Genomic DNA, 25,268 nt, shown 5'->3' with positions numbered 1-25,268 from the left:
TATTTGATAAACTAATTAAATATATCCAATTAAATATGGTCACCTTTATGGTGACCGTTTTTATGTATATAGTAAAAGTTCATTCCCGCCAACAATCGTTGACAAAATTCAAGCAATATCTAGATTAAATAAAGGTAACATTATGGATAACTATCTTGTTGCGATTCTTGCTACCACAACCAAGTTATTCGCATTAATGACACCACCAGCAGTGCTAAGTGCATTCTTAAGTGGTACTAAACAATATGATGAACCACAACGCCGAAAAACTGCACTTAAAACATCTTGTGCTGTATTTATAATTGGTATTGTATTGTTCTTTTTTGGAAATACTATGTTTAGTGTTTTCGGTTTTACTCTCGATGCATTTCGTATCGGTTCTGGCGTGTTACTGTTTATTACTGCTGTGACACTAATGAATGACTCTCCAGATAAAAATAAAATTAACAGTAATGAAGATATTAGTGTTGTACCGCTTGCAATTCCTCTTTGCATGGGCCCTGCTTCTATCGGTACAATTATTGTTATGGGAACAAGCTCAGTGGGTTTTGCCGCCAATATGATAGGTGCGGTTTCATTGTTTATTGCTTCCTCGGGCATTTATGCCATGCTTTTATGTGCAAAAAGTATTGCAAAAGTATTAAAAAATACAGGTATTGCCATTTTATCAAAATTAACCGGACTACTAATATCAGCAATTGCTGCACAAGTAGTTTTTTCTGGCATAACGGCTTTTATAAAATAGCTAACCTATATTGATAAATTTGTTACGTTATTACGTAAAATAACGTAACAATTAAATTCACTATTTCATCTAAGATTAAATTATGAGCATTTCTATACTAATTGAGTATAAATAATCTTAATGATTCATGATGAGATTGCGTTTTTATTATAGTAATACGAAGCTAAAATAATGATAATTAAAACAACTTCTGATAATAAAATAAAATGCCCCGACTCACCAAACCACACACCAACAATGATCACAATATTAACAATGATTGAAATTGCTGCTAACCATGGAAATAATGGTGATTTAAATTTAATCATCTCTTTAGGGTATTTACCACTATTCACCCCTTTACGAAATTGATACTGACACCAAGCGATAATAATCCACGCAAAACAACCTACTTGTCCAGTACCTGCAACCAAATAGAGATAAAGCTTTTCCGCGGCAATATATTTAGAAAATAATGAAACTAGAGCAATAATTGCAATAAATAAGATGCCTTTAGTAGGAACGCCCCGTTTATTGACTTCTGAAAAATATTTAGGCGCTAAATTATCCTGTGCCATAGACCATAACATACGCGAACTGGCATAAATAGCTGAGTTAGCCGCAGATATCGCAGCACAAAAAATAACGAACAACATCATATAAGAAGCAAAAGTGATACCGACTTTGTTAAATACCCACACAAAGGGACTAATTTCATCATGCACAGTTCCATAAGGGTAAACTAATGCTAAAATTGCAATAGCTAATACATAAAACAGAATAATTCTAAATGCTACACCTGTAATAATCTTGGGTAATACTGACTGAGGTGACTCAGCTTCACCAGCGGCACTACCAATTAGCTCAACACCTTGAAATGAATAAGTCACAATGGTCATGCATACAAAAATCGATAAAAAACCATTTGGAAACCAGCCTTGTTCTGTTTTAAAAGTAGGTAATATGTGAGTTTGAGTATATTGCTGATAAAGAAGATAAATACCAACACCGATAAAAGCAATAATTGCCAACACTTTAATGGTTGAAAACCAATATTCACTTTCACCAAAAGCACGGACAGAAGTTAAATGAACTGAGGTAATAACAATTAAAATCAATAAGCTAAAAAGATAAATAGGAACAGCAGGAAAAAATTGGTGAGCAATCATAGAAGCGGCAGTTAAATCTGCTGCCATAGACAGAACCCAACTAAGCCAGTATAACCAACCAATAGTATAACTCCAAATCGGATTTGGAATAAACATTAGTGCATAATGCTGAAAAGAACCCGCATGCGGGAATGCACAAGAAAGCTCACCTAAACATAACATTGTTGCTAACATTATGCTACCAGCCATTAAATAAGCAATAATAGTTCCTAATGGCCCTACCGTAGTTAATGGCGCAGCGATACCAATAAATAAACCGGTACCAATCGATCCCCCTAATGAAATCATTAGCAGATGACGATTTTTAAGATTCTTTTTTAAATTACTGAAATTTTGGCTTTGTTGTGATACTGATGTTGCCATGTATAAACCGCCTAATCATTGATAAAAACTGCTGGTTAACCAGCAGTTAACACAAATTAATAGATAAACCGTTTTTCTACACCACTAGTTTGACAAGCCATTAGCAAGGCAGTGTAATCAAGCTCAAATCCAATCATATCACCGACTTTAAGATTTTGTGACACATCTTCGATATCGACTAACGTATGATCACTGGTTTGACCAAGTACAGTAATATTATCATCGATTGGTACACAGCTTTCAGCCGGAACATCTTGACGTCCAAACGCAAGCAGCGCTCGTTTACGTATACCATGATCGACAAAAGTTTTACTGTTTAAAAAAGCATCAACACCTAGCTCGCCGACTGGAACGGTTGGTTTACTGTTAAGCTCGATGATTTGTGCATATAATTTATACATATCACTACAAGCTCTTTCGACAGGTTTATTGGAATGATGAAATTCATCAAGATATTTCATATCCACATACTCAATACCAAACTCATGTAAACCACCAATCCGGATATGATTAAGACCTTCTGGCCAGATACCCTTGTCTAATAAGTGATAACTAGTACAATTACCGGCCGATAAATATTGTATTTTAATATTGCAAGATTTTTCAACTTTACGCGCAATTTCTAAAAAGTCTACTCCATTTTTAACTGTTGGTAACACAGTACCATAACAGTTAAAATTAGTACCTAGCCCATAAAGCTCAACACCCGGTAAAGATAAAATAAGTTTGACCGTATCAATAATTTCATCCAAATGTTCAAACCAAATACCTTCACGTAAATCACCCATATCAATCATTAATAAAACTTGGTGAATTTTTTGTTGCTTAACGGCTTCGTCTGAAAGTGCTTGAATCACCACTTTTTCACTATTTAAGCTAATATCTGCATATTTAACTATTTCACTAATTTCACTTAAACAAGGACTACGCAATAAGCAGGTTTTACACCCTAAAGCATCTTTAAGTTTCTTCAAATTGTAGGTTCTTGACTCAGCAATAACATCAATACCTCCATCTAGAACTGCTTTTGCTGTTTCAACACAACCATCAAACACTTTATTAACTGCCATTACTTCAATGCCGTGTTTAGCAAGCAGCTCTTTTTCAACACGTGCATTGTCTTTTAATTTTCCTAAATCAATTTCCAATACAGGTTTGTACATAAATTTACTCCTCTATCTCTTATTGTTGTTGCATGCGATTACGCTTTTGTGCTCTATGGTATATCCACTCCGCTAACACGATAGCAAGCACTGCACCACCAACAATTTTCGCGATATACTCAACATATCCCCCCATATCAATCTGTGCTGGTGGAATAAACACTAAGATCACCGCAAATAGTGTAGATAAGAATCCTAAACCTGGTAAAACAATCGGTAATACTTTACCTGGGATCTTAAAGCTACGTGGTACATCTGGTTGAGTAATACGTAAACGATAGTATGCAATAAACATCACTAAATAAGGAATAAAGTAACAAATGGTTGTTAATGCAGTTAACATCCAATATGCAGCAGCAATACTTGGCGATACAAACGTTGAGAAACAAAGTACTGTGACAATGATTGCTTGAATAACTAAAGCAAATGCTGGAGTTTGATAGACAGGATGTAAATGTCCAACACGTTCACCAAGTAAATTATCTTCTTTTGACGCCTCTTGTAACATATAGATAGGGCCAACTAACCATGAGTTAATTTGACCTAATGCACCAAAGAATAAACAAATTGCCATTACAGGTAATAACCAAGGCATATGTAACTCTTTAGCCGCTGCTTCCATTGCTTGCATTACACCGGCAACAATATCAGTATCAACAGCAGGTAATAAGGTATTAATGGCCCAAGTACCAATCATATAGATACCAACGATAACAATTGCAGATACCGCCATCGCTTTAGGGAAGTCACGTTGTGGATCACGAGTACGACCAGCAATCATAGGGGCAACTTCAAGTCCAGCAAAAGCAAACATCATACTTGATAGAAAAACAATGGTATCCCAGCTACTTAAATCCGGAATCCAATCACTAATATGACTATAATCAGTGGCCATTGGGTGACCAGTCATTAGCCACACAATGGCTAATAACACGATAATACCAGCAGGAATAAAGACCCCTAACCATGCACTAACACTGTTAATGATTTTAGTCCATTTCAAACCTTTGATATTCATTAATGTTAAGATCCAAAATACTACCATGGAACCAACACCAATAAACACCTGATTTTGAGCTAGTTCAGGACTAAACATGTAGCCAATTGCAGTAAAACCAAATTGCAACATCAGTGGGAAGAAAAGCACGCATGAGAATAAGAAACAAACAACTACTATCCAACCAACTCGTTTACCAAACGCTTCTTTTACCCAAACAAAAATCCCACCATCTTTTGGCCAACCAGTAGAAAGTTCACCACAAACCATTGCTAAAGGAAAAAACAAACAAAATGCAGCAAGGAGCCAAAGCACCATTGCTGACGCTCCATAAGGAGCAACATTAGGAATCTGACGTAAACTTAGTATTGCAATGACATTCATAAATACAATGTCTTTAATACCAAGTAAACTTGAATTTTTAGAATCACTCATAATAACCTCACATTATAATATCTGGGACGATAAGTGCCCCAGATAACTCATGATTAATACACGTCGTATCCAACCATATCCTCGTAAGTGTCCTCACGGCGAATCAATCGATCTTTACCTTTTTTATCAATCATAACAACAGCAGTACGTGGACGGTTGTTATAAACTGTTTGGCTCTCAATGGTATAAGCTCCAGCATCAAGGAATGCAATAATATCTCCAACCTGAGTATCTTTTGGTAGCAAGAACTCTTCCCCTTTTACACCAACATGGTAATAGTCACCACCATCGCATAAAGGTCCAGCAAGTTTAATGTATTGATCATGCTCTTCGGTAATTTTTGATGCATCATAAACATAGAAAAACCAATCAAAATGCTGACTGTCAGATAACACGCTATAGCCTGCGTCAACAAATTTCCACTCAACATGTTCTTCAATGTTTCCGTCTAAATCGTAATTAGTTTTACGTTTTTCACAAGCTACTTCTGTTAATAATACGGCAGCTGATCCTGTTACTTTACGACCTGGTTCAATACAAATCTCAACATCGGTACGCCATTTATGTACTTCTTTAATTACTGCATCAGCAAAATGTTGTGCGGTAATACCTGCGTACATATTATCCTGTAATGGATTGCCATTTTCTTCGTCATATTTATATGGAACAGGAATACCACCACCAACATTAATTAAATCCAATTTAATACCAAGAACTTCTTCTAAACGGCGTGATTCATCAACTAATACTTTCGTTGCTTTAGCAAAAGGTTCTGCTTCTGGTACTTGATCTCCTACGTGCATATGTAAACCACGTAAATGTACATAAGGCATTTCAAGAATACGACGACAAGTTTCTTCCGCTTGTTCTAAATCGATACCCGATTTAGCATGATAAGCTGTCACGAGTTCCGCATGCGTCGCTGAAGGTACATTGGGTTCAACACGTACACAAACATTTGCCACTTTCTTCAAACGTCTTGAAATTTCATCAATTATATCAAGTTCAAATAAGCTATCTACGTTAATAATATAAAGCTCATTTTGGATAGCAAATTCTAAATCAACTGGTTTTTTAACCACACCATTGAAAACAATTTGACTGCCTGGAAAACCAATCTCTAAACATTTGCGCACTTCAAACATTGAGTTCGCTTCAGCATAAATACCCGCATCTTTAATTGCTTTTAGCACACCCATTACAGAACATGTTTTTGACGCATAAAAAATCTTAGTGTTTGGATGAGCTTTAAACGAATCTTTGATTTCCTGAATATTACGATCAATTTCTTTTTCAGAAAATACGTAAAAAGGTGTTGGGTATTTCTTTGCTAATTCTTCTAAATTTATGCCGTCAAAACATAATTTACCGTTTTGAGCACTGAAACGACGATCTTTAGTTATTAGATCAGTACGTAATTTGTTATAATTTGACATAATTTTGTCGGACATAAGACCTCCAGTTAATTAGTACATAAAAAGTACATAAGAAAACAAGTAAAATGGCTTCTCACTTGCAATGCAATCAGCATGCCAACTTATAAATCATAAAAAATCAATTTATTATGAAAATTATTGCAAAAACAATTTTGGTCATTTTGTTTAAAACCTGTTTTTATGACAAAAATTTGTCACAAAATCATTAATGGTTGAAAGGTATTAAAATTAACGTAAGCTAAACTTAGCTAATAAGCTAAATTAAAAAGGTACTAATATCATGACAATCGATCCTGAATTATTACAATCATTAGAAATATTCAAACATTTTTTTGATTTAATCCATCAGCCAATGGCTATTATCGATAAAGAAGGTAAATATATTTATTATAATCGGGAAAGTGCAGAACTTGATGGTTACCCTATGGAGCAAGCTATTGGTAAACCCATGCTTAAAGTTTATCCTAATTTAAGAAAAGAAGATAGTACCATGTTACAAGCTTTACAACAAGGTAAGGAATATCAGGATAATTACCAAAGCTACTATAATCATGTAGGTAAACTGGTTGATTATATGCATACAACCGTACCACTTTATAACAAGCATAAAGATATTATTGGTGCGATCGAAATAGGACGAAATTTATCAACTGTTAGGCAGCTACACGATCAAGTATTCAAACTCAATAGTAAATTATACCAAAATAAAGATCAGCCATTGCCTGAAATAGTTTTTGTATCACAAAAAATGCAAAAGGTTATTGATCAAACAAATATTTTAGGAGCAAATGATGTCCCAGTATTAATTGTCGGTGAAACTGGAACTGGTAAAGAGCTTTTTGCTCATTTGATTCATCAAACAAGTCATCGCCGTAATAAAGCGTTTATTTCGTTAAACTGTAGTGCTTTACCTACCACATTGATAGAAAGTACCTTATTTGGAACGATGAAAGGAGCCTTTACTGGAGCCGAAAACCATCCAGGTTATTTAGAACTGGCTAATGGCGGCACACTATTTCTTGATGAACTTAATGCTATGCCACTGGATATGCAAAGCAAATTACTGAGATTTTTACAAGAAAAGACTTACTGGCCATTAGGGGGCAATAAAGAGCTACACGCCGATGTTAGAATTGTTGCCGCCATGAATGAATCACCAGCAGAGTTGTTAAAAACAGGGAAAATGCGAAGTGACCTATTTTATCGATTAAATGTCGGATTAATTAAACTTCCAGCCCTTCGTGAAAGAAAAGAAGATATTCCTGTATTGGCGCGATACTTTATTGATAAACATAAAGCGGATGTAAATGTTGTGATAACAGGCATTAGTGAGCACGCATTACAACAACTCATGTCGGCACCTTGGCCGGGAAATGTGAGGATGCTGGAAAATGCAATCGTACGAAGTATAGTCTTACAAAATGAACCGGGAGAATTGCAACAAATTATCCTTGATGATGAACTGTTTGACATTCATAGCCCTTACCCACAAGATCAATTCGAAACGAAATTTGAAAAACAAAGTACGAGCATGACCGCTGGCAACATTAACTTAACTGTACAAGTTGAAAATTATGAAAAACAACTTATTATTGATGCTTTAAATCAAACCAACGGCAAAATTATTGCTGCCGCAAAATTATTAAATATTTCACGGACGACATTACAATATAAAGTAAAAAAATATCATATTCAAATGGGGGTAATAGGTAACTAATCCCTCTTAACAAAAGGCTTGTGCGCAGGCAAATGCACTGCTCCAGGCCCATTGAAAATTATAACCACCGAGCCAACCAGCTACATCCACAACTTCACCAATAAAATAGAGATTTGGATGCGATTTAACTGCCATCGTTTTTGAAGATAAAGCATCGGTACTTACTCCGCCTAACGTCACCTCAGCCGTTCGGTATCCTTCAGTACCATTTGGTGTTATATGCCAGTGTGTCAATGTATTATATAGATCTTGTTGCTGCTTAGGATTAAGTTGTTTAACAGTTGTGTCGATTATCAAATTCAATTGTATCAGTACTTCAATCAACCTTTTCGGTAAAATCTGTGCTAAGCAATTTTTTATAGTTTGATTACGATTTTGTTCAAGTAACGGTTTAAAAGTTGATTCGAATAACCTATCTGGTAATAAGTTAATCATGATTGACTCTCCTGCTTGCCAATAACTCGAAATTTGTAAAATCGCTGGTCCTGACAATCCACGATGGGTGAATAATAAATTCTCTTTAAAACAGATTCGTTCATTAGATACTTCAACTGGAACAGCCATTCCTGATAAAGTAGATAAAACTTCTAACAAAGGTCTATGTAACGTAAATGGCACTAGCCCCGCTTTTACTGGTACAACAGGAATCGAAAATTTTTCAGCTATTTTATATCCGATCGAGGTCATGCCTAGTGCTGGCATCGACTGTCCACCGGTTGCCACAATTAACTTCTCTGTTTCAATACAACCTTGTGAAGTATATAACTTAAATCCTTTATCTACAGACTCAACCTCTTCCAGTTGTGTTTGAAGCATGAATTTAACTTGTCCTTTTTGGCACTCTTGTGCAAGCATATCGACAATATCTTGAGCTGAATTATCACAAAATAACTGACCATGTTCTTTTTCATGATAGGCAATATTATAGTGATTAACTAATTGAATAAAATCCCATTGGGAAAATCGTTTTAAAGCAGATTTACAAAAATGTGGATTTTGAGAAAGATAATTACTTGCTTCAACAGTGAGATTAGTAAAATTGCATTTACCGCCACCGGACATTAAAATTTTACGGCCAATTTTTTTGCCATTATCAATTATAGTAACATCATAGCCTCTTTGTCCTAGTAATCCCGCACAAAACAGCCCTGCTGCTCCAGCACCTACAATTGTAATTTTAGTTTGCATAATCGTAATATCAAAAATAAAAGATAATAAATTATAACAGTATACAATTGTTACTTATAGTCGTGATTTGTTTATTATGCTTTATAACTTTGTGTTATTTAGGAACGCTATATTCACTTGTCAACTTTCTATCGAGCATATTTTAAGAATAAAATCGCCTGCCCATTGATAACCGATTAGCAATTATTGCTTTGGTGATTGCATCCAATATGTTAACTACTCCATAGGGAAGTTTTATAGCTACAATAATTCATTACAGTAAATAAAATACCAACATGAGGTTTATAAACTCCTATCACTTAATAATTCTATTTCAAACATAATTAGTTTTTTTAACTTGCAAAGTCTATATATTAAAAATATTGATTGATATTGATATTTTTTTACTGAAATATTTACATCCACCTAAAACTTTTTAACAAAAAAGAAGCAAAATTTATAATTATTAAATTACAGATAGAAATAAAAAATTTCATTTTTCTTATAAAAATAATAATGATACATATCATTATTAGCTTCTTTAATAACTCTGATATACCTTATTAAAAGATTGACTTATAAGTAATATTTATTTGACCAAAATACTATTTTTCTTTAATTTCTTAGCCATTATGGGATTGAAGCCTATTTTTTTCTTAAATTATAAAAGCGATGAATTAGAGGCAATGATATGTTATATAACCAGCATCATGAAAAAGATAACTGCGGATTTGGTTTAATTGCTCATATTGAAGGGCAACCAAGTCATAAAGTGGTGCGTACTGCAATACACGGGCTTGCCAGAATGCAACACCGAGGAGCCATACTATCAGATGGTAAAACAGGTGATGGCTGTGGTCTTTTATTACAAAAACCTGATCGTTTTTTCAGACTCGTTGCACAAGAAGCTGGCTGGCGTTTAGCCACCAATTATGCTGTTGGTATGCTATTTCTAAGTCAGGATAAAAAAGAAGCACAAGCTAGCCGTGATATTGTTGAAGAAGAACTTGCTAATGAAACCTTATCTATTTTAGGTTGGCGTGAAGTTCCTATTGATAAAAGTGTTTTAGGTGAAATCGCTTTATCATCATTACCACAAATTGAACAAGTTTTTGTTAATGCTCCTGCTGGATGGAGTAAAATTGACTTAGAACGACGTTTATATATGGTGCGCCGACGTATTGAAAAACGGGTACAAGATGATACTTTTTATGTCTGTAGTTTTTCAAATCAGGTTAATATCTATAAAGGTCTGTGCATGCCTAAAGATTTACCTAGATTTTATTTAGATCTAGCGGATTTACGTATGGAAACAGCAATCTGCCTATTCCATCAGCGATTTTCAACCAATACTGTTCCTCGTTGGCCACTTGCCCAACCATTTAGACATTTAGCCCATAATGGTGAAATTAATACTATTGAAGGTAATAGACAATGGGCGAAAGCACGTTCTTATAAATTTAAAACGCCATTGATTCCAGATCTACAAGATGCTGCGCCTTTTGTAAATGTTACCGGTTCAGATTCAAGTTCATTAGATAATATGCTTGAACTATTTTTAGTGGGTGGTATGGATATAGTACGAGCTATGCGCTTGCTTGTACCACCTGCATGGCAAAATAATCCTGATATGAATGAAGATTTACGTGCCTTTTTTGATTTTAATTCAATGCATATGGAACCATGGGATGGGCCAGCAGGCATTGTTATGTCTGACGGTCGTTATGCAGCCTGTAATTTAGACCGTAATGGTTTGCGCCCAGCACGCTATGTCATTACCACGGATAAACTTATTACCTGTGCATCAGAAATTGGTATTTGGGATTATCAACCTGACGAAGTCGTCGCTAAAGGACGTGTTGGTCCTGGAGAACTGATGGTTATTGATACGGAAGAGGGACGTATTTTACAATCATCCGAAACTGATAACGATCTACAAAAACGTCATCCTTATAAAGAATGGATGAGTAAAAACGTAAAGCGACTCATTCCTCTTGAAGATTTACCCGATGACAATATTGGTTCAGGTATCTACGACGATGTCTTACTGGCAACGTATCAAAAACAATTTGGTTATAGTAGTGAAGAAATTGATCAATGTATTCGTGTTTTAGGTGAAAATGGTCAGGAAGCCACGGGATCTATGGGAGATGATACTCCTTTTGCGGTATTATCAGGCAGACCACGCCTTATCTATGATTACTTTAGACAGAAATTCGCTCAAGTCACCAACCCACCAATTGATCCATTGCGGGAAGCGCACGTAATGTCACTTTCTACCAGTATTGGTCGTGAAATGAATGTTTTTGCCGAAGCAGAAGGACAAGCACATCGTGTAGCATTTAAATATCCGGTTTTAGTTTATTCTGATCTTGAGCAGTTAGTCTCTTTAGAGTCTCGCTATTATAAATCTGAAAAACTTGATATGACTTATGATATTGATGGTAGTTTGCGCGATGCTATTGAGCAGTTATGTGGTGATGCTGAAGCAAAAGTACGTAATGGTACAGTATTACTGATCCTATCAGATAAAAATATCGCAGCAGATCGCTTACCTATTCCAGCACCTATGGCATTAGGTGCTGTGCAGCAACGATTAGTTGAAAAGAATTTACGCTGCGATGCAAACATTATTGTCGAAACAGGTAGTTGTCGCGACCCTCATCAATTTGCCGTACTTATCGGTTTTGGTGCCACAGCCGTTTACCCTTATTTAGCATACGAAACTTTGGCAAAAATGGTCGATAATGGGACCATCAAAAAATCCTACCGCGAAGCTATTTTAAATTATCGTAATGGGATCAATAAAGGTCTATATAAAATCATGTCTAAAATGGGGATCTCAACTGTTGCCTCTTATCGATGTTCAAAACTTTTTGAAGCTGTAGGGTTACATAAAGATGTGGTTGACCTCTGTTTCCAAGGGGTTACTAGTCGTATCAGTGGTGCGAATTTTGATGATTTTGCTCAAGATCAATTTAACTTATCAAAAAGTGCTTGGTTACGTCGTAAACCTTTAGATCAAGGCGGATTACTTAAATTTGTTTATGGCGGCGAATATCATGCTTATAATCCTGATGTTGTGCAATCTTTACAACTCGCTGTCAATAATGGCAACTATGAAGATTATAAACGTTATGCCGATATCGTTAATAATCGCCCTGTCGCTACATTGCGCGATTTATTAAAACTTAATCCACCCGAAAATGAGGCTATTGCACTTGATGAAGTCGAACCGGAAGAATCTTTATTTAAACGTTTTGACTCAGCAGCAATGTCAATTGGTGCACTTAGCCCAGAAGCGCACGAATCACTTGCCATAGCAATGAATACTTTAGGGGGGTATTCAAATTCTGGTGAAGGTGGAGAAGATCCTGCGCGCTATAACTCCATCAAAGTTTCTCGCATTAAGCAAGTGGCATCTGGTCGCTTTGGGGTAACTCCTGGTTACTTAATGAGTGCAGATGTAATTCAAATTAAAGTGGCACAAGGTGCTAAACCAGGTGAAGGTGGTCAACTACCAGGCGATAAAGTCACACCTTATATTGCTAAATTACGGTTTTCTGTTCCTGGCGTAACCCTAATTTCACCACCACCTCATCACGACATTTACTCTATTGAGGATTTAGCACAGCTAATCTTCGATTTAAAACAAATTAACCCTAATGCAATGATTTCAGTTAAATTGGTTTCTGAACCGGGTGTGGGTACCATTGCAACTGGCGTGGCTAAAGCTTATGCCGATTTAATCACTATTTCGGGTTACGATGGTGGAACAGGCGCCAGTCCATTAACATCAGTTAAATATGCTGGCTCACCTTGGGAGCTAGGACTTGTTGAAACTCAACAATCCTTAGTTGCTAACGGATTACGTCACAAAATACGTTTACAAGTTGATGGTGGTTTAAAAACTGGTACAGATATTGTAAAAGCTGCTATTTTAGGGGCAGAAAGCTTTGGATTTGGTACAGGACCAATGGTTGCATTAGGCTGTAAATATCTGCGTATTTGTCATCTTAATAATTGTGCAACCGGTGTTGCAACTCAAGATGAAAAATTACGGAATGAGCATTATCATGGTTTACCAGAAAAAGCCATGAACTATTTCCGATTTATTGCTCGTAATACAAGAGAGGTCATGGCTGAACTTGGAGTAAGTCGTATTGTTGATTTAATCGGACGAACCGATCTCCTTCTAGAACTAGACGGCATTACCGCCAAACAACAAAAATTGGATTTATCCAGTTTGCTCGAAACAGCGACGCCTCATGAAGGTAAACCGGTTTACTGCATTGAAGAGAATAAACCATTTGATAAAGGTGTACTTAATAAAGAGATCCTTACGCAAACCCAACAGTTTGTTGATGCACGTAAAAGTAAAAGTTTCTATTTTGATATTCAAAACACAGACCGTTCTGTGGGAAGTAGTCTATCAGGTTATATTGCCCAAAAATATGGTGATCAAGGTTTAATATCAGAACCAATTTCATTAAATTTCAACGGCACGGCCGGTCAAAGCTTTGGAGTATGGAATGCCGGTGGTGTGGATTTAACTCTGACAGGTGATGCTAATGACTATGTTGGTAAAGGCATGGCAGGAGGTCGCATTGTAATTCGACCTCCTCAAGGTTCGGCGTTTTTAAGCCATGAAGCAACCATCGCCGGTAATACCTGTTTATATGGTGCAACTGGCGGTAAATTATTTGCCGCAGGTCGTGCCGGTGAACGTTTTGCCGTACGTAATTCAGGTGCCATCAGTGTGGTTGAAGGCATTGGTGATAATGGCTGTGAATATATGACAGGCGGGATTGTTTGTGTATTGGGTAAAACTGGGGTTAACTTTGGTGCCGGTATGACTGGTGGATTTGCCTATATTTTAGATGCTGATGGTGATTTTCATAAACGTATCAATAAAGAGTTAGTCGAAATGCTAAATGTTGCTGATTATTCAATACATGAAGAGCACTTACGAGGCTTAATCATGGAGCATGCTCAACTTACTCACTCATCACGCGCTGAAGAAATTCTAGCAAATTGGCAAGATTTTGCTAAACAATTTGTTTTAGTTAAACCTAAATCGAGCGATGTAAAAGCGCTGCTTGGTCATCGTAGTCGTTCATCAGCAGAACTACGCGTTCAAGCACAGTAAGGAGAGCACGAAAATGAGTCAAAATGTTTATCAGTTTATCGATTTACAACGTGTCGATCCGCCAAAAAAACCGTTGAATATTCGTAAAATAGAATTTGTTGAAATTTACGAAGGATTTTCCCCTGCGCAATCTCAAGCCCAAGCCGATCGCTGTTTGGCTTGTGGTAACCCATATTGTGAATGGCGTTGCCCTGTGCATAACTATATTCCGAATTGGCTAAAATTAGTTAACGAAGGTAAAATTTTAGAGGCAGTTGAACTCTCTCACCAAACTAATAGTTTACCGGAAGTTTGTGGCCGTGTTTGCCCTCAGGATCGACTTTGTGAAGGATCATGCACCTTAAACGCAGAGTTTGGCGCTGTTACTATCGGTAATATAGAACGCTATATTACCGATGAAGCCTTTAAAATGGGCTGGAAACCTAACTTAACTAATGTTGAAAAAACGGGATTAAAAGTCGCCATTATTGGTGCGGGTCCTGCAGGACTTGCTTGCGCTGATGTTTTAGTACGTAATGGTGTAACACCGGTAGTTTTTGATCGTCATCCTGAAATTGGTGGGCTATTAACCTTTGGTATTCCTGCATTTAAATTGGATAAGGAAGTATTAATTAACCGTCGTAAAATTTTTACCGAGATGGGAGTTGAGTTTCGTCTAAATACCGAAGTAGGAAAAACAGTTCAATTATCTGAGTTACTTAATGAGTTTGATGCTGTTTTTATTGGAACAGGTACCTATCAATCAATGCGCGCAGGACTTGAAAATGAAGATGCTAACGGCGTTTATGATGCGTTACCATTTTTGATCGCCAATACTAAGCACATAATGCATCATGAACAAACCAAAGATACCCCATACATCGACATGAAAAATAAGCGTGTAGTTGTATTAGGTGGGGGGGATACCGCGATGGATTGTGTACGAACTTCAATTCGTCAAGGCGCAAGCGAAGTAACATGTGCTTATCGTCGTGATGAAGCCAATATGCCAGGCTCTAAACGCGAAGTCAAAAATGCCAAAGAGGAAGGGGTACAATTTCAATTTAATGTACAGCCATTAAGTATAGAAATTAGCAATACCGGACACGTTACCGGCGTGGAAATGGTCAGGACTGAATTAGGTGAGCCAGATGCTAAAGGCCGCCGCTCACCGGTAATTATTGAAGGTTCAAAATTTGTCCTTCCTGCTGATGCTATAATTATGGCATTTGGCTTTAAACCCCATGCTATGCCATGGCTAGCCGAACATGGTGTTGATTTTGATGATAAAGGACGGATTATCGCTCCAGAAATGAAAGGTTATCAAACAACCAATGCCAAAATCTTTGCCGGCGGCGATGCAGTGCGAGGCTCGGACTTAGTCGTCACTGCCATTAGCGAAGGACGCAAAGCAGCAGAAGGAATTTTAGATTATTTAGAAGTGTGATTGCGTTTTTAGATTAAATCCAAAGATTAACCCCTACTTACGCAAGGTTAAGTGGGGTTATTTTTTATCAAAATCTTTAATTATCGGTGTAATCGATAAGGTTCATCCATCGTGACAAAACTGTGTTCTTTTAACGCCTCATTTATCCAATCTTGAATACCTTTAGTATGACAAATCGTTTCAATGTAATTAGCTAAAGTTGAACTTGTTTGAATATGATAATTTTTTAATCTTAAGCATAAAGGTGCATAAAATCCATCTGCTATACTAAAGTCACCAAATAAGAAGCGATCATTTGATTTGTTAGAAGATAAAAAAGACGTTAATAAATCATCTAAAAACAAAAGCTCTTTTTTTACTTCGGGGTGATCACGTAAAATTATTTGCCCGACTTCTGGCAATTCAGCCTCGATATTCATGGGTAAATAATTTCGAATCGCTTGAAATCCCGAATGCATTTTTGCAACTAAGCTACGAGCCATTGCTCTACGTTTTATATCCGTTGGCCATAGTGCTAAATTTCGATGCTGTTCAGCTAAGTATTCACAAATCGCTAAAGAATCGTTAATGATAAGATCGTTATCAATAAGTATCGGAACAGTTCCAAATTTTGAAATGGATGATATCGTAGTTTTAAATAGTGAATCTTCATCAAAACTATCAAATTTAACCAATTTTTCAGCAAAGGGAATATCAAAGTATTTCATCACGACCCAAGGCCGCATAGATCACGTAGAGTAGTTTTTATTGCCGATATAAAGTGTGTAATTCATTTTCAACCATCCTTGCAATAAAGATTAAGTTTAGCTTTAGGCGCTAATCTTACTTAACCTTTTCATTAAGAATTTTAAATATTTCACTTTATGAAGTTATAAATAAACCACATGTGTGCCTTTTTCTGATTGAAAGGTCGCTTTACCAAATTCATCAAGGAAATAAGCAATATGATCAGTTTTATCACCCAATAAACGTCCTTTAACTTTATTCCACGTTAATAACGCTATAGTCGAGTCAGGCTCACAGCAGATTAACATAGGTTGTTCAAATTCTTGATTCCAATAAAACTGACCACCATATAATTTATATGCAGTTAATAACAAATAACAGCCATATTCTTGCGATATCATATTAAGTTGTTCTTCTGGAAGACCAAAGCTTTTATCAGCCATTTCGCCAATGATCATCTCAACAACTGTAATACTTTTTTCGGAATAGTCGAGTTGATTAATACTCCAAGTTGGACTATGTAAAATGGCATTTTGTGCCCATGCTTCGATTTCTTGATACAATTCATTTTTTTGTTCAGTCATTTTTATTCACTTTAAACGTTTATTATCTTGTTCTAGTTGTTTAACACTTTGCCATGCCTCTTCCATTTCTTCAAGTGTTGCATCCAGTAAAGCACGATCTTTTTGTTTGAGTATCGATTCTACCAGCTTAAAACGCCGTTCGAATTTTTTATTAGCTTGTTGTAAACAAAGTTCTGACCTTATTTTTAAATGTCTAGCTAAATTTACAGTAGCAAAAAACAGATCACCAAGCTCCTCTTCGATTTTTTGATGATCACGTTCATTTTGATTGAGCTCATGCTCTACTTCACCAATTTCTTCTTTTACTTTATCTAACACTGGTTGTAATTGATTCCAATCAAATCCGACCGAAGCACATCGTTTTTGGATTTTTTCGGCTTTCATTAAAGCTGGAATAGAATTGGGTATATCATCTAATATTGAATATTGCGCACGTTTATCACGTTCTTGTTGTTTTAGTTGTTCCCAATTGGGCTTTTCTTTTGTTTTATTGGTAAAAATATGGGGATGACGACTGACTAACTTATCGGCAACAGCATTACAAACATCATCAAAATTGAATTCTCCTTGATCACTAGCTAAATCAGCATAAAAAATGATTTGGAATAATAAATCGCCCAATTCATTTTTCAGTTCTTGCATATCTTGATGATCAATTGCATCTAAAACTTCGTAGGTTTCTTCTAAAGTATAAAGTTTCAATGATGTGAAAGTTTGTACTTTATCCCATTCACAACCATCAATAGGATTACGAAGCCGCTTAGTAATAGCTTGTAAGCGTTTTAATCCGGTCACGTTAACAATACCTCCATGAATCTACCAATGATCACTTATTGTAAAGCTTTTAAGTTAAAATCGGTTATTATTTTACATTATAATTAACATGAATTTTTAGTATAACGGGTAAAAATTCTACTGAAAAGAATGTTAAAAAGCTTAAATATTCTGTTATTTACAGAACCTCTAGTCGATAAAAGCGAATTAAGTATATAATACCCCCTTATCAAATTAACTTAATGACATAATATGAATAATTTACGAGAACTTACATTAAGAGGCACAATTTTAGGTGCTTTTATCACTGTCATTTTTACTGCATCAAATGTCTATCTTGGCTTAAAAGTCGGATTAACATTTTCATCGGCTATACCTGCAGCAGTAATTTCAATGGCAATATTAAGAATGTTTTCAGGATCGACTATCTTAGAAAACAATATGGTGCAAACCCAAGCTTCCGCTGCGGGCACATTATCTTCAATTATCTTTGTTTTACCGGGCTTATTGATGATTGGATATTGGCAAAGTTTTCCTGTTTGGTTAACACTTGCAATTTGTGCTGCGGGTGGAATGTTAGGGGTGCTATTTTCAATCCCATTGCGTCATGTTATGGTGGTCAAAAGTAATTTACCCTATCCAGAGGGGGTTGCTGCCGCTGAAATATTAAAAGCCGGCTCCAAAACAGAAGGTAACGAAGCGAATAACGGACTAAAAGATATTTTATTTGGTGGTGTGTTAGCTTCCATTGTGAGTTTATTAACGAATGGTTTTAGAGTGCTATCGGACAGCACGGCTTATTGGTTTACCGCTGGTAAATCCATTTTTCAACTGCCAATGGGGTTTTCGTTAGCTCTTTTGAGTGCTGGTTACTTGATAGGCATTATGTCAGGTATCGCAGTATTAGTTGGGACAATTATTGCTTGGCTATTTGGCATTCCAATTTTAAGTCTAATGAGTGATTATGATACAAGTCAACCTTTATCACAAATTGCTATGGGGTTTTGGGCTAAAGATATTCGCTTTATTGGTGCCGGTACTATTGCTATCGCGGCTATTTGGACATTACTTACTTTAATTAAACCCGTAATTGAAGGCTTAAAAATTTCATTTAAAACCATGCGTGCTGACGTGTCAGCAAGTGATATTGCGCCAACAGATCAAGATTTATCACCTAAAACGATATTCTTAGTTATGGCAGGGATATTGATGGTTTTACTCGTTACCTTTTATGCATTTATTGCTGATAGTGGATTACCATTAGGCATAGCATGGTCTTTAGTCATATGTGCAGTGTTATTTGCATTTATTATGGGCTTTTTAGTAGCGGCTGCTTGTGGTTATATGGCAGGATTGGTTGGATCATCCGCTAGTCCAATATCAGGCATTGCGATTGTTGCTGCTATTGTTATTTCACTTATTTTACTTGGTTTAGGCGAAGTAAATGGTATGTTGAACTCTATAGAAGGTACTAATTTTGCAACCGCTCTCGCGCTATTTACCACCAGTGCTGTTTTAGCTGTGGCCTGTATTTCTAATGATAACCTGCAAGATTTAAAAACCGGTTATTTAGTCCAAGCCACACCATGGAAACAGCAAGTTGCATTATTAATCGGTTGTATTGTTGGCGCTATTGTCATTGCACCCATCTTAGAAATCTTATACAACGCTTATGGCTTCACAGGTGCGGTTCCTCGTCCTGATATGGATCAATCACAAGTATTAGCAGCACCACAAGCAACCCTTATGACAACCATTGCTAAAGGTATTTTTTCACATAATCTTGACTGGACTATGATCATAATAGGCTTAGCTGTTGGTGCTGTTATTATCGCTATTGATTTAGTTTTAGCTGCCAATAACTCCAAATTTAGATTGCCTGCCCTTGCTGTTGGTTTAGGTATTTACCTGCCACCTAGCATTACTATGCCTATTTTCGTCGGAACAGTATTATCGTGGATTATAAAACGTAATACTTATGTAAAAGCAAAAATGCATAAGTTGGATCCAGAAGAAGAATATAAAAAGGTCGATCGAAAAGCAGCATTAATTGCTTCAGGCCTGATTGTTGGTGAGAGCTTAGTCGGGGTAATTTTAGCGGTTGTGATTGTAATTAGCATTGCTAGTGGCGGCAGTAATACTCCACTTGCCATATCAGCTGATTTAGGGATATTACCTCAATATCTAGGATTATTTGTTTTTGCAGCTGTTTGTGTGTTATTTATTCGCCGAGCGTTATCCGTTCTTAAACGATAACTCCATTATAATACCCTTTATCTTATTTTGATAAAGGGTACTTATAACCTATTTGAGAGTATTTCCTAATTTAAGTGTCAAAGCTACATTCGTTGATGTCTGAAGAAGATTAGCACTTGCTGCTGTTGGATCTAGAGCTTCGGATAAAGTAGTAACTTTACTTAAAATGCTAAACATAGCATTAATCCCGTAAGGATAAATAGCTTCTGCCTGATCACCTAAACTTCCAACAATTGCGATAACAGGTTTTTGATATTTTTGAGCAATACGAGCAACACCTACAGGAACCTTACCATTGATACTTTGATAATCTAATTGCCCTTCACCAGTAATCACTAAATCAGCATTCGAAATAAATTTATCTAAATTTAAAGTTTCAGTAATAAGTTCGATTCCAGGCCTTAATTTAGCATTCATAAATGCTAATAATGCCGCTCCCATTCCACCAGCTGCACCAGTTCCTGGGATGAATTCAATATCGAGATTAAAACTTTTTTTTATTACTTGGGCATAATGTTTAAGATTTTTATCAAGCAAATGAACATCGGCTTGTGACGCTCCTTTTTGTGGTCCAAATATGAATGAAGCACCATTTTCACCAGTTAAAGGATTAGTCACATCACAAGCAACTTCAAAATCACAATCTTTAATTCGGTGATCAATTTCATTAATGTCAATTGTATCAAGATCACTTAATGAAATACCACCATAACCGATTTGATGACCATATTCATCTAAAAGCTTAACACCTAATGCTTGCAACATTCCAGCACCGCCGTCATTTGTGGCACTACCGCCTATACCAATAATAAATTTTTTACAACCTTTATCCAAAGCATCTTTAATTAATTCTCCAGTACCATATGAGGTCGTGATTTTAGCATCTCGTTTATTAATGGGTACACGCTCAAGACCACTTGCTGAAGCCATCTCTATCACAGCTGTTTGTCCATCTCCTGAAATGCCATAAAAAGCCAAACCTTTTTCACCTAATGGATCAGTAATCGTCACTGTGATTTTATTACCATTTAATGCATCAACCATTGCATCAACAGTTCCTTCTCCTCCATCAGCAACTGGAATTAAATAATATTCAGCCTGTGGATAAACGTTTAAAAATCCCTTTTTAATTATATTAGCAACTTCAATAGCACTTAGACTTTCTTTAAAAGAATCAGGAGCAATGACAATTTTCATATCTATCCTTATCAAATGACTCAAAGTTATTGAGTATGTCACCATACTCAATTTTAACCTTAATTATTTCATTTCTATTTTTGCTAAACGCTTATAGTAACGCGTTAATGCACTATGATTACATTCTCCCTTATCATCAGTTTTTAGGCTTACATCATTTCCATTAAAGCTACCGTTAATGGCAATGACGTACCAATACCATGAGAAGTATCTAACGCATTTTGTAAATCCTTAAAATGTAAATCAATTCTAAAACCTGTTTGAAATTACGATTCAAAACCATTGGAGCTTTAGCATCTAATACAGTACATCCAGCTAATCCCCCCGCGAATTGCTTGATAAACTAATTCAGGGTTTACACCAGCTTTAGTTGCTAAAACTTCTTGTAATAATTGGGTTTGCCCCATCATCATTTTTTGCCGTCCTACAGACCAACTTATTAAATTGCCTAATATCTGATGGTTCACCGGTTAAACCAATGACACCCACTATGCGATCGTTGAGCGTTAATGATAAATTGATGCCAGACTTAATCCCTTTCAGACATTTAACCATTGTACCATCAATAGAAACAATTCTTTTTTGAGATATAGATAGTATTGCCCCTTAATGTAATTCCCCAATACGTTCTAAATCACCACTCTACCAATGATACAACCATCGGCAGTTTACCATAATAATTCCTATTCTAATTTTGCATATGCATTATTTTTGTTAGAATAACCCATTTTACATTGAATCATAGGTGACTTAATCATGATAGTATTTGATTCCATCCAAGTTCGCCGCGGAGTTAATGTACTCTTAGATAAAGCTTCTGCCACAATAAACCCTAAACAAAAGGTCGGATTAGTTGGTAAAAATGGTTGTGGCAAATCTACTTTATTTTCACTCATTAAAGGTGAAATTGAAGCGGATGCAGGTACGTTAACCTTTCCTAGCCTATGGCAACTGGCATGGGTAAATCAAGAAACCCCTGCATTAGATATACCAGCAATTGAGTATGTTATTGATGGTGATCGGGAATATCGCCAATTAGAAAAAAAGTTAGACCTAGCCAATCAACATAATGATGGTCATCAAATTGCTCTTATTCATGAAAAATTGGATAATATTGATGCATGGACAATTCATCCAAGAGCAGCCACACTATTGCATGGTTTGGGATTTTCTAATGAGCAATTATTACTACCAGTAAAATCCTACTCTGGTGGTTGGCGCATGCGTTTAAACTTAGCGCAAGCCTTAATGTGCCGTTCGGATTTATTATTACTTGATGAACCTACCAACCATCTTGATTTAGATGCCGTTATATGGCTTGAAAAGTGGTTAAGTAATTATCAAGGAACCTTAATATTAATATCTCATGACCGTGATTTTTTAGATCCTCTGGTCAATAAAATCATTCATATTGAGCAACAAAGTTTATTTGAATATACTGGTAATTATTCTTCATTTGAAACTCAACGCTCAGCTAAACTGGCGCAACAACAAGCCCTCTATGAAAATCAACAAGCTAAAGTGGCACATTTGCAAAGTTACATTGATAGGTTTAGAGCTAAAGCAACCAAAGCTAAACAGGCTCAAAGCCGTATTAAAATGCTAGAAAGAATGGAACTCATTGCCCCTGCTCATGTTGATAATCCATTCCATTTCAATTTTAAAAAACCGGAATTTTTACCAAATCCATTATTAATGATGGAAAAAGTTGTTGCTGGTTATGATGACAAAATTGTGCTGGAACAAATTAAATTAAACTTAGTCCCGGGTTCTCGAATAGGTCTATTGGGCCGTAATGGTGCTGGAAAATCAACCTTAATTAAATTACTGGCTGGCGAGCTTGCACCTAAAGAGGGACATATAAACCTTGCTCAAGGTATTCAACTCGGATATTTTGCTCAACATCAATTAGAATATCTAAGGCCTGATGAATCTGCACTTTGGCATCTCTCTCGAATTGCTGATTCAAATAAAACTGAACAATTATTACGTAATTATTTAGGGGGATTTGATTTTCATGGGGATAAAGTTAAAGATCCAGTAAAAACCTTCTCGGGTGGTGAAAAGGCTCGCCTTGTTTTGGCATTAATTGTATGGGAAAAACCTAATCTGCTTTTATTAGACGAACCAACAAACCATTTAGATTTGGATATGCGTCAAGCACTCACTGAAGCGCTTATTGGGTTTGAAGGAGCATTAGTGGTCGTGTCGCATGATCGTCATTTATTACGATCAACAACGGATGAATTTTACTTAGTTCATGATCATAAAGTGGAACCTTTTGATGGTGATCTAGAAGATTATCAAAAATGGTTATCTAACGAACAAAAAGCTGAAAATCAAACGATAGATCAAGAGAATAAAATTGAAAAGGAGATTATCAAAAAAACAGCTATTCAAAATGTTTCGGCTTTAGATCGTAAGGAACAAAAACGTAAAGATGCACAACGACGTGCGCAAATGCAGCCGCTGAAGAAACAGCTTGAAAAAGAAGAACACATGCTTACACGATTAACGAGCCAATTACACACACTCGAACAACAATTAGCCGATCCAACTGTGTATGAAGCCGATAAAAAAACAGAATTAACTGCGTTACTTTTGAAACAGAGCCAATTGAAAAATGAATTAGAAGATACTGAATTAAAATGGTTAGATATTCAGCAACAACTTGAAGAGTTTGAAGTAAGAAATAATTAGTATTAATGTCTAAAATAAGATGTTTAAATTATTTCTCAGTTAATAAGCAAAAAAAATCACAGAATTAATTCTGTGATTTTTTTAACTTGTAACAGAATGAATAAATTCTAATAAAATTTTAGCTTTTTTCTACCTGGCTAAAATCAAGTTCAACAGGTGTAGAACGACCAAAAATTGAAACCGATACTTTTAAGCGACTTTTTTCATAATCAACTTCTTCAACAACACCATTAAAGTCTGCAAACGGTCCTTCATTAACACGAACAAGTTCACCTGGTTCAAATAATGTTTTAGGACGTGGTTTGTCACCAACTTGTTGTAAACGATTCATAATAGCATCAACTTCACGCTGACTGATAGGTGCTGGTCTATCTGAGGTACCACCGATGAAACCCATAGTTCTTGGTACGCTTTTGACTAAATGCCAAGTTGCATCATTCATCATCATTTCAACTAAAACATAACCAGGGAAGAATTTACGTTCACTTTTACGACGTTGACCACTTTTCATTTCAACGACTTCTTCGGTTGGTACAAGTACTTCACCGAATGAATCTTCCATATTATGTAACTTGATATATTCACGTAATGATTGTGCAACACGCGCTTCGTAACCAGAATAAGCTTGAATAACATACCATCGTTTTTGTTGTGTTTCACTCATATCAACGCCCTATTGATGTTAAATAAAAGACTACTGAACGGAATAAAGAATCCATTCCCCAAAGCGCTAAACCAACAACCACTGTGATGGCGGCAACTAATAAGGTGGTTTGTACCGTTTCTTTACGACTTGGCCATACAACCTTTCTTAATTCTTTTCTTGATTCTTGTAAAAATAATATAAATGATTTGCCTTTACCTGTTGTAAATGCAATAAATAAAGTTAATGCTGAAATCACCACAACGGCAATAATCCGAACGATCGTATTAGGTTGATATATATCATTAGGTTCAGAAAAATAAAAATTGCCCCAAACAATAAACGCAATCAATACTAAAACTAAACCCCATTTAAATTTGTCTAGAATAGCATTTGTATCTTGACTCTCGTTACTTACTAGCATATAAAACCTACGATTATGTTATTTATAATATTATCTATTTTCCAAAATGCTCTTTTCTTAAAAACATTTTGCTAAACAGACCAGATAAGAAAGGGCATCAAAAGACACCCTTTCTATGGTAGCGAATAACTTAATTATTTAATAACCTTAGCAACAACACCAGCACCAACAGTACGACCACCTTCACGGATAGCAAAGCGTAAGCCTTCTGCCATTGC

18 protein-coding genes and 2 pseudogenes are annotated in these 25,268 nt (G+C 36.0%); 6 read left to right on the top strand and 14 right to left on the bottom strand.

All coding sequences use genetic code 11. The features are described from left to right. Positions 1 to 142 precede the first annotated feature (142 nt). Positions 143 to 745 (top strand): MarC family protein, encoded by a 603-nt coding sequence (locus J3U19_RS00095; protein ID WP_267345121.1) that lies wholly within the window; start codon positions 143 to 145, stop codon positions 743 to 745. A 125-nt stretch (positions 746 to 870) separates the two neighbouring features. Here J3U19_RS00095 and J3U19_RS00090 read toward each other — a convergent pair whose 3' ends face one another. From J3U19_RS00090 to lysA, 4 genes are read right to left on the bottom strand one after another with little or no spacing between them, the layout of a single operon-like run. Next, positions 871 to 2,256 (bottom strand): amino acid permease, encoded by a 1,386-nt coding sequence (locus tag J3U19_RS00090; protein WP_267345120.1) that lies wholly within the window; start codon positions 2,254 to 2,256, stop codon positions 871 to 873. 56 nt (positions 2,257 to 2,312) lie between these two features. Further along, a complete protein-coding gene (locus J3U19_RS00085; protein WP_267345118.1) occupies positions 2,313 to 3,419 on the bottom strand; it encodes an alanine/ornithine racemase family PLP-dependent enzyme in 1,107 nt (368 codons plus the stop codon). 19 nt (positions 3,420 to 3,438) lie between these two features. After that, positions 3,439 to 4,851 (bottom strand): APC family permease, encoded by a 1,413-nt coding sequence (locus J3U19_RS00080; RefSeq protein ID WP_267339699.1) that lies wholly within the window; start codon positions 4,849 to 4,851, stop codon positions 3,439 to 3,441. Positions 4,852 to 4,904: 53 nt separating this feature from the next. Beyond that, positions 4,905 to 6,302 carry a diaminopimelate decarboxylase gene (gene lysA / locus J3U19_RS00075; protein ID WP_267339701.1) on the bottom strand — a complete coding sequence of 466 codons (1,398 nt, stop codon included), beginning with the start codon at positions 6,300 to 6,302 and terminating at the stop codon, positions 4,905 to 4,907. Positions 6,303 to 6,564: 262 nt separating this feature from the next. On the opposite strand from lysA, the gene J3U19_RS00070 reads away from it, so the two are divergent. After that, on the top strand, positions 6,565 to 8,004 hold the full coding sequence (locus J3U19_RS00070) for a sigma-54 interaction domain-containing protein (RefSeq protein ID WP_416380278.1): 1,440 nt from the start codon (positions 6,565 to 6,567) through the stop codon (positions 8,002 to 8,004). 6 nt (positions 8,005 to 8,010) lie between these two features. Here J3U19_RS00070 and J3U19_RS00065 read toward each other — a convergent pair whose 3' ends face one another. Continuing rightward, positions 8,011 to 9,192, bottom strand: coding sequence for an NAD(P)/FAD-dependent oxidoreductase (locus J3U19_RS00065; protein ID WP_267339703.1), 1,182 nt, complete (start codon positions 9,190 to 9,192; stop codon positions 8,011 to 8,013). Positions 9,193 to 9,862: 670 nt separating this feature from the next. On the opposite strand from J3U19_RS00065, the gene gltB reads away from it, so the two are divergent. Continuing rightward, positions 9,863 to 14,320 (top strand): glutamate synthase large subunit, encoded by a 4,458-nt coding sequence (gltB, locus tag J3U19_RS00060; protein ID WP_267345116.1) that lies wholly within the window; start codon positions 9,863 to 9,865, stop codon positions 14,318 to 14,320. A 13-nt stretch (positions 14,321 to 14,333) separates the two neighbouring features. Then, a complete protein-coding gene (locus J3U19_RS00055; RefSeq protein ID WP_267345114.1) occupies positions 14,334 to 15,746 on the top strand; it encodes an FAD-dependent oxidoreductase in 1,413 nt (470 codons plus the stop codon). 80 nt (positions 15,747 to 15,826) lie between these two features. Here the strand turns inward: J3U19_RS00055 and J3U19_RS00050 are convergent, their stop codons facing one another. The 3 genes from J3U19_RS00050 to mazG form a co-directional block, all read right to left on the bottom strand. Further along, a complete protein-coding gene (locus J3U19_RS00050) occupies positions 15,827 to 16,453 on the bottom strand; it encodes a glutathione S-transferase N-terminal domain-containing protein (RefSeq protein ID WP_416380276.1) in 627 nt (208 codons plus the stop codon). Between the two features lie 162 nt (positions 16,454 to 16,615). Further along, on the bottom strand, positions 16,616 to 17,056 hold the full coding sequence (locus J3U19_RS00045) for a hypothetical protein (protein WP_267345112.1): 441 nt from the start codon (positions 17,054 to 17,056) through the stop codon (positions 16,616 to 16,618). Positions 17,057 to 17,062: 6 nt separating this feature from the next. Continuing rightward, a complete protein-coding gene (mazG, locus tag J3U19_RS00040; RefSeq protein WP_267339712.1) occupies positions 17,063 to 17,851 on the bottom strand; it encodes a nucleoside triphosphate pyrophosphohydrolase in 789 nt (262 codons plus the stop codon). 231 nt (positions 17,852 to 18,082) lie between these two features. Between mazG and J3U19_RS00035 the strand changes: the two genes are divergently transcribed. Next, a complete protein-coding gene (locus J3U19_RS00035) occupies positions 18,083 to 20,086 on the top strand; it encodes an OPT family oligopeptide transporter (RefSeq protein ID WP_267339714.1) in 2,004 nt (667 codons plus the stop codon). Between the two features lie 48 nt (positions 20,087 to 20,134). Here the strand turns inward: J3U19_RS00035 and J3U19_RS00030 are convergent, their stop codons facing one another. The 3 genes and pseudogenes from J3U19_RS00030 to J3U19_RS11475 all read right to left on the bottom strand — a co-directional run bounded on the left by J3U19_RS00030 (position 20,135) and on the right by J3U19_RS11475 (position 21,838). Beyond that, positions 20,135 to 21,283 (bottom strand): glycerate kinase, encoded by a 1,149-nt coding sequence (locus J3U19_RS00030; protein ID WP_267345111.1) that lies wholly within the window; start codon positions 21,281 to 21,283, stop codon positions 20,135 to 20,137. Positions 21,284 to 21,346: 63 nt separating this feature from the next. Then, positions 21,347 to 21,660, bottom strand: a pseudogene (locus tag J3U19_RS11480) (NAD-binding protein); the annotation flags it as partial. Continuing rightward, positions 21,650 to 21,838: a sugar diacid recognition domain-containing protein gene (locus J3U19_RS11475; RefSeq protein WP_416380277.1), complete on the bottom strand. Its 189-nt coding sequence runs from the start codon at positions 21,836 to 21,838 to the stop codon at positions 21,650 to 21,652. The gene J3U19_RS11475 and the pseudogene J3U19_RS11480, both read right to left, overlap by 11 nt. Before the next feature lie 201 nt (positions 21,839 to 22,039). Between J3U19_RS11475 and J3U19_RS00020 the strand changes: the two genes are divergently transcribed. Further along, positions 22,040 to 23,983, top strand: coding sequence for an ABC transporter ATP-binding protein (locus J3U19_RS00020; protein ID WP_267339717.1), 1,944 nt, complete (start codon positions 22,040 to 22,042; stop codon positions 23,981 to 23,983). Between the two features lie 118 nt (positions 23,984 to 24,101). Here J3U19_RS00020 and nusG read toward each other — a convergent pair whose 3' ends face one another. The 3 genes and pseudogenes from nusG to J3U19_RS00005 form a co-directional block, all read right to left on the bottom strand. Next, the gene (nusG, locus tag J3U19_RS00015; RefSeq protein ID WP_065602493.1) at positions 24,102 to 24,647 is read right to left on the bottom strand and encodes a transcription termination/antitermination protein NusG; all 546 of its coding nucleotides are present in this window, start codon (positions 24,645 to 24,647) and stop codon (positions 24,102 to 24,104) included. A gap of 1 nt (position 24,648) precedes the next feature. After that, positions 24,649 to 25,050: a preprotein translocase subunit SecE gene (secE, locus tag J3U19_RS00010; protein ID WP_267339719.1), complete on the bottom strand. Its 402-nt coding sequence runs from the start codon at positions 25,048 to 25,050 to the stop codon at positions 24,649 to 24,651. Positions 25,051 to 25,184: 134 nt separating this feature from the next. After that, positions 25,185 to 25,268: pseudogene (locus J3U19_RS00005) on the bottom strand (elongation factor Tu); the annotation flags it as partial.

Origin of the sequence: Gilliamella sp. B2828 (genome assembly GCF_026537125.1) — a bacterium.
Classification (GTDB): domain Bacteria; phylum Pseudomonadota; class Gammaproteobacteria; order Enterobacterales; family Orbaceae; genus Gilliamella.
This window is presented reverse-complemented; position numbering and strand designations above follow the sequence as displayed.

What these genes read in the sequence shown, in the direction of transcription:
- J3U19_RS00065 (WP_267339703.1), bottom strand. Translation starts at nt 9,192, where the DNA reads ATGCAAACTAAAATTACAATTGTAGGTGCTGGAGCAGCAGGGCTGTTT.
- J3U19_RS00090 (WP_267345120.1), bottom strand. Translation starts at nt 2,256, where the DNA reads ATGGCAACATCAGTATCACAACAAAGCCAAAATTTCAGTAATTTAAAA.
- J3U19_RS00020 (WP_267339717.1), top strand. Translation starts at nt 22,040, where the DNA reads ATGATAGTATTTGATTCCATCCAAGTTCGCCGCGGAGTTAATGTACTC.
- J3U19_RS00055 (WP_267345114.1), top strand. Translation starts at nt 14,334, where the DNA reads ATGAGTCAAAATGTTTATCAGTTTATCGATTTACAACGTGTCGATCCG.
- J3U19_RS00030 (WP_267345111.1), bottom strand. Translation starts at nt 21,283, where the DNA reads ATGAAAATTGTCATTGCTCCTGATTCTTTTAAAGAAAGTCTAAGTGCT.
- J3U19_RS00085 (WP_267345118.1), bottom strand. Translation starts at nt 3,419, where the DNA reads ATGTACAAACCTGTATTGGAAATTGATTTAGGAAAATTAAAAGACAAT.
- J3U19_RS00080 (WP_267339699.1), bottom strand. Translation starts at nt 4,851, where the DNA reads ATGAGTGATTCTAAAAATTCAAGTTTACTTGGTATTAAAGACATTGTA.
- secE (WP_267339719.1), bottom strand. Translation starts at nt 25,050, where the DNA reads ATGCTAGTAAGTAACGAGAGTCAAGATACAAATGCTATTCTAGACAAA.
- J3U19_RS11475 (WP_416380277.1), bottom strand. Translation starts at nt 21,838, where the DNA reads ATGGTTAAATGTCTGAAAGGGATTAAGTCTGGCATCAATTTATCATTA.
- J3U19_RS00045 (WP_267345112.1), bottom strand. Translation starts at nt 17,056, where the DNA reads ATGACTGAACAAAAAAATGAATTGTATCAAGAAATCGAAGCATGGGCA.
- J3U19_RS00050 (WP_416380276.1), bottom strand. Translation starts at nt 16,453, where the DNA reads ATGAAATACTTTGATATTCCCTTTGCTGAAAAATTGGTTAAATTTGAT.
- J3U19_RS00035 (WP_267339714.1), top strand. Translation starts at nt 18,083, where the DNA reads ATGAATAATTTACGAGAACTTACATTAAGAGGCACAATTTTAGGTGCT.
- lysA (WP_267339701.1), bottom strand. Translation starts at nt 6,302, where the DNA reads ATGTCCGACAAAATTATGTCAAATTATAACAAATTACGTACTGATCTA.
- gltB (WP_267345116.1), top strand. Translation starts at nt 9,863, where the DNA reads ATGTTATATAACCAGCATCATGAAAAAGATAACTGCGGATTTGGTTTA.
- nusG (WP_065602493.1), bottom strand. Translation starts at nt 24,647, where the DNA reads ATGAGTGAAACACAACAAAAACGATGGTATGTTATTCAAGCTTATTCT.
- J3U19_RS00095 (WP_267345121.1), top strand. Translation starts at nt 143, where the DNA reads ATGGATAACTATCTTGTTGCGATTCTTGCTACCACAACCAAGTTATTC.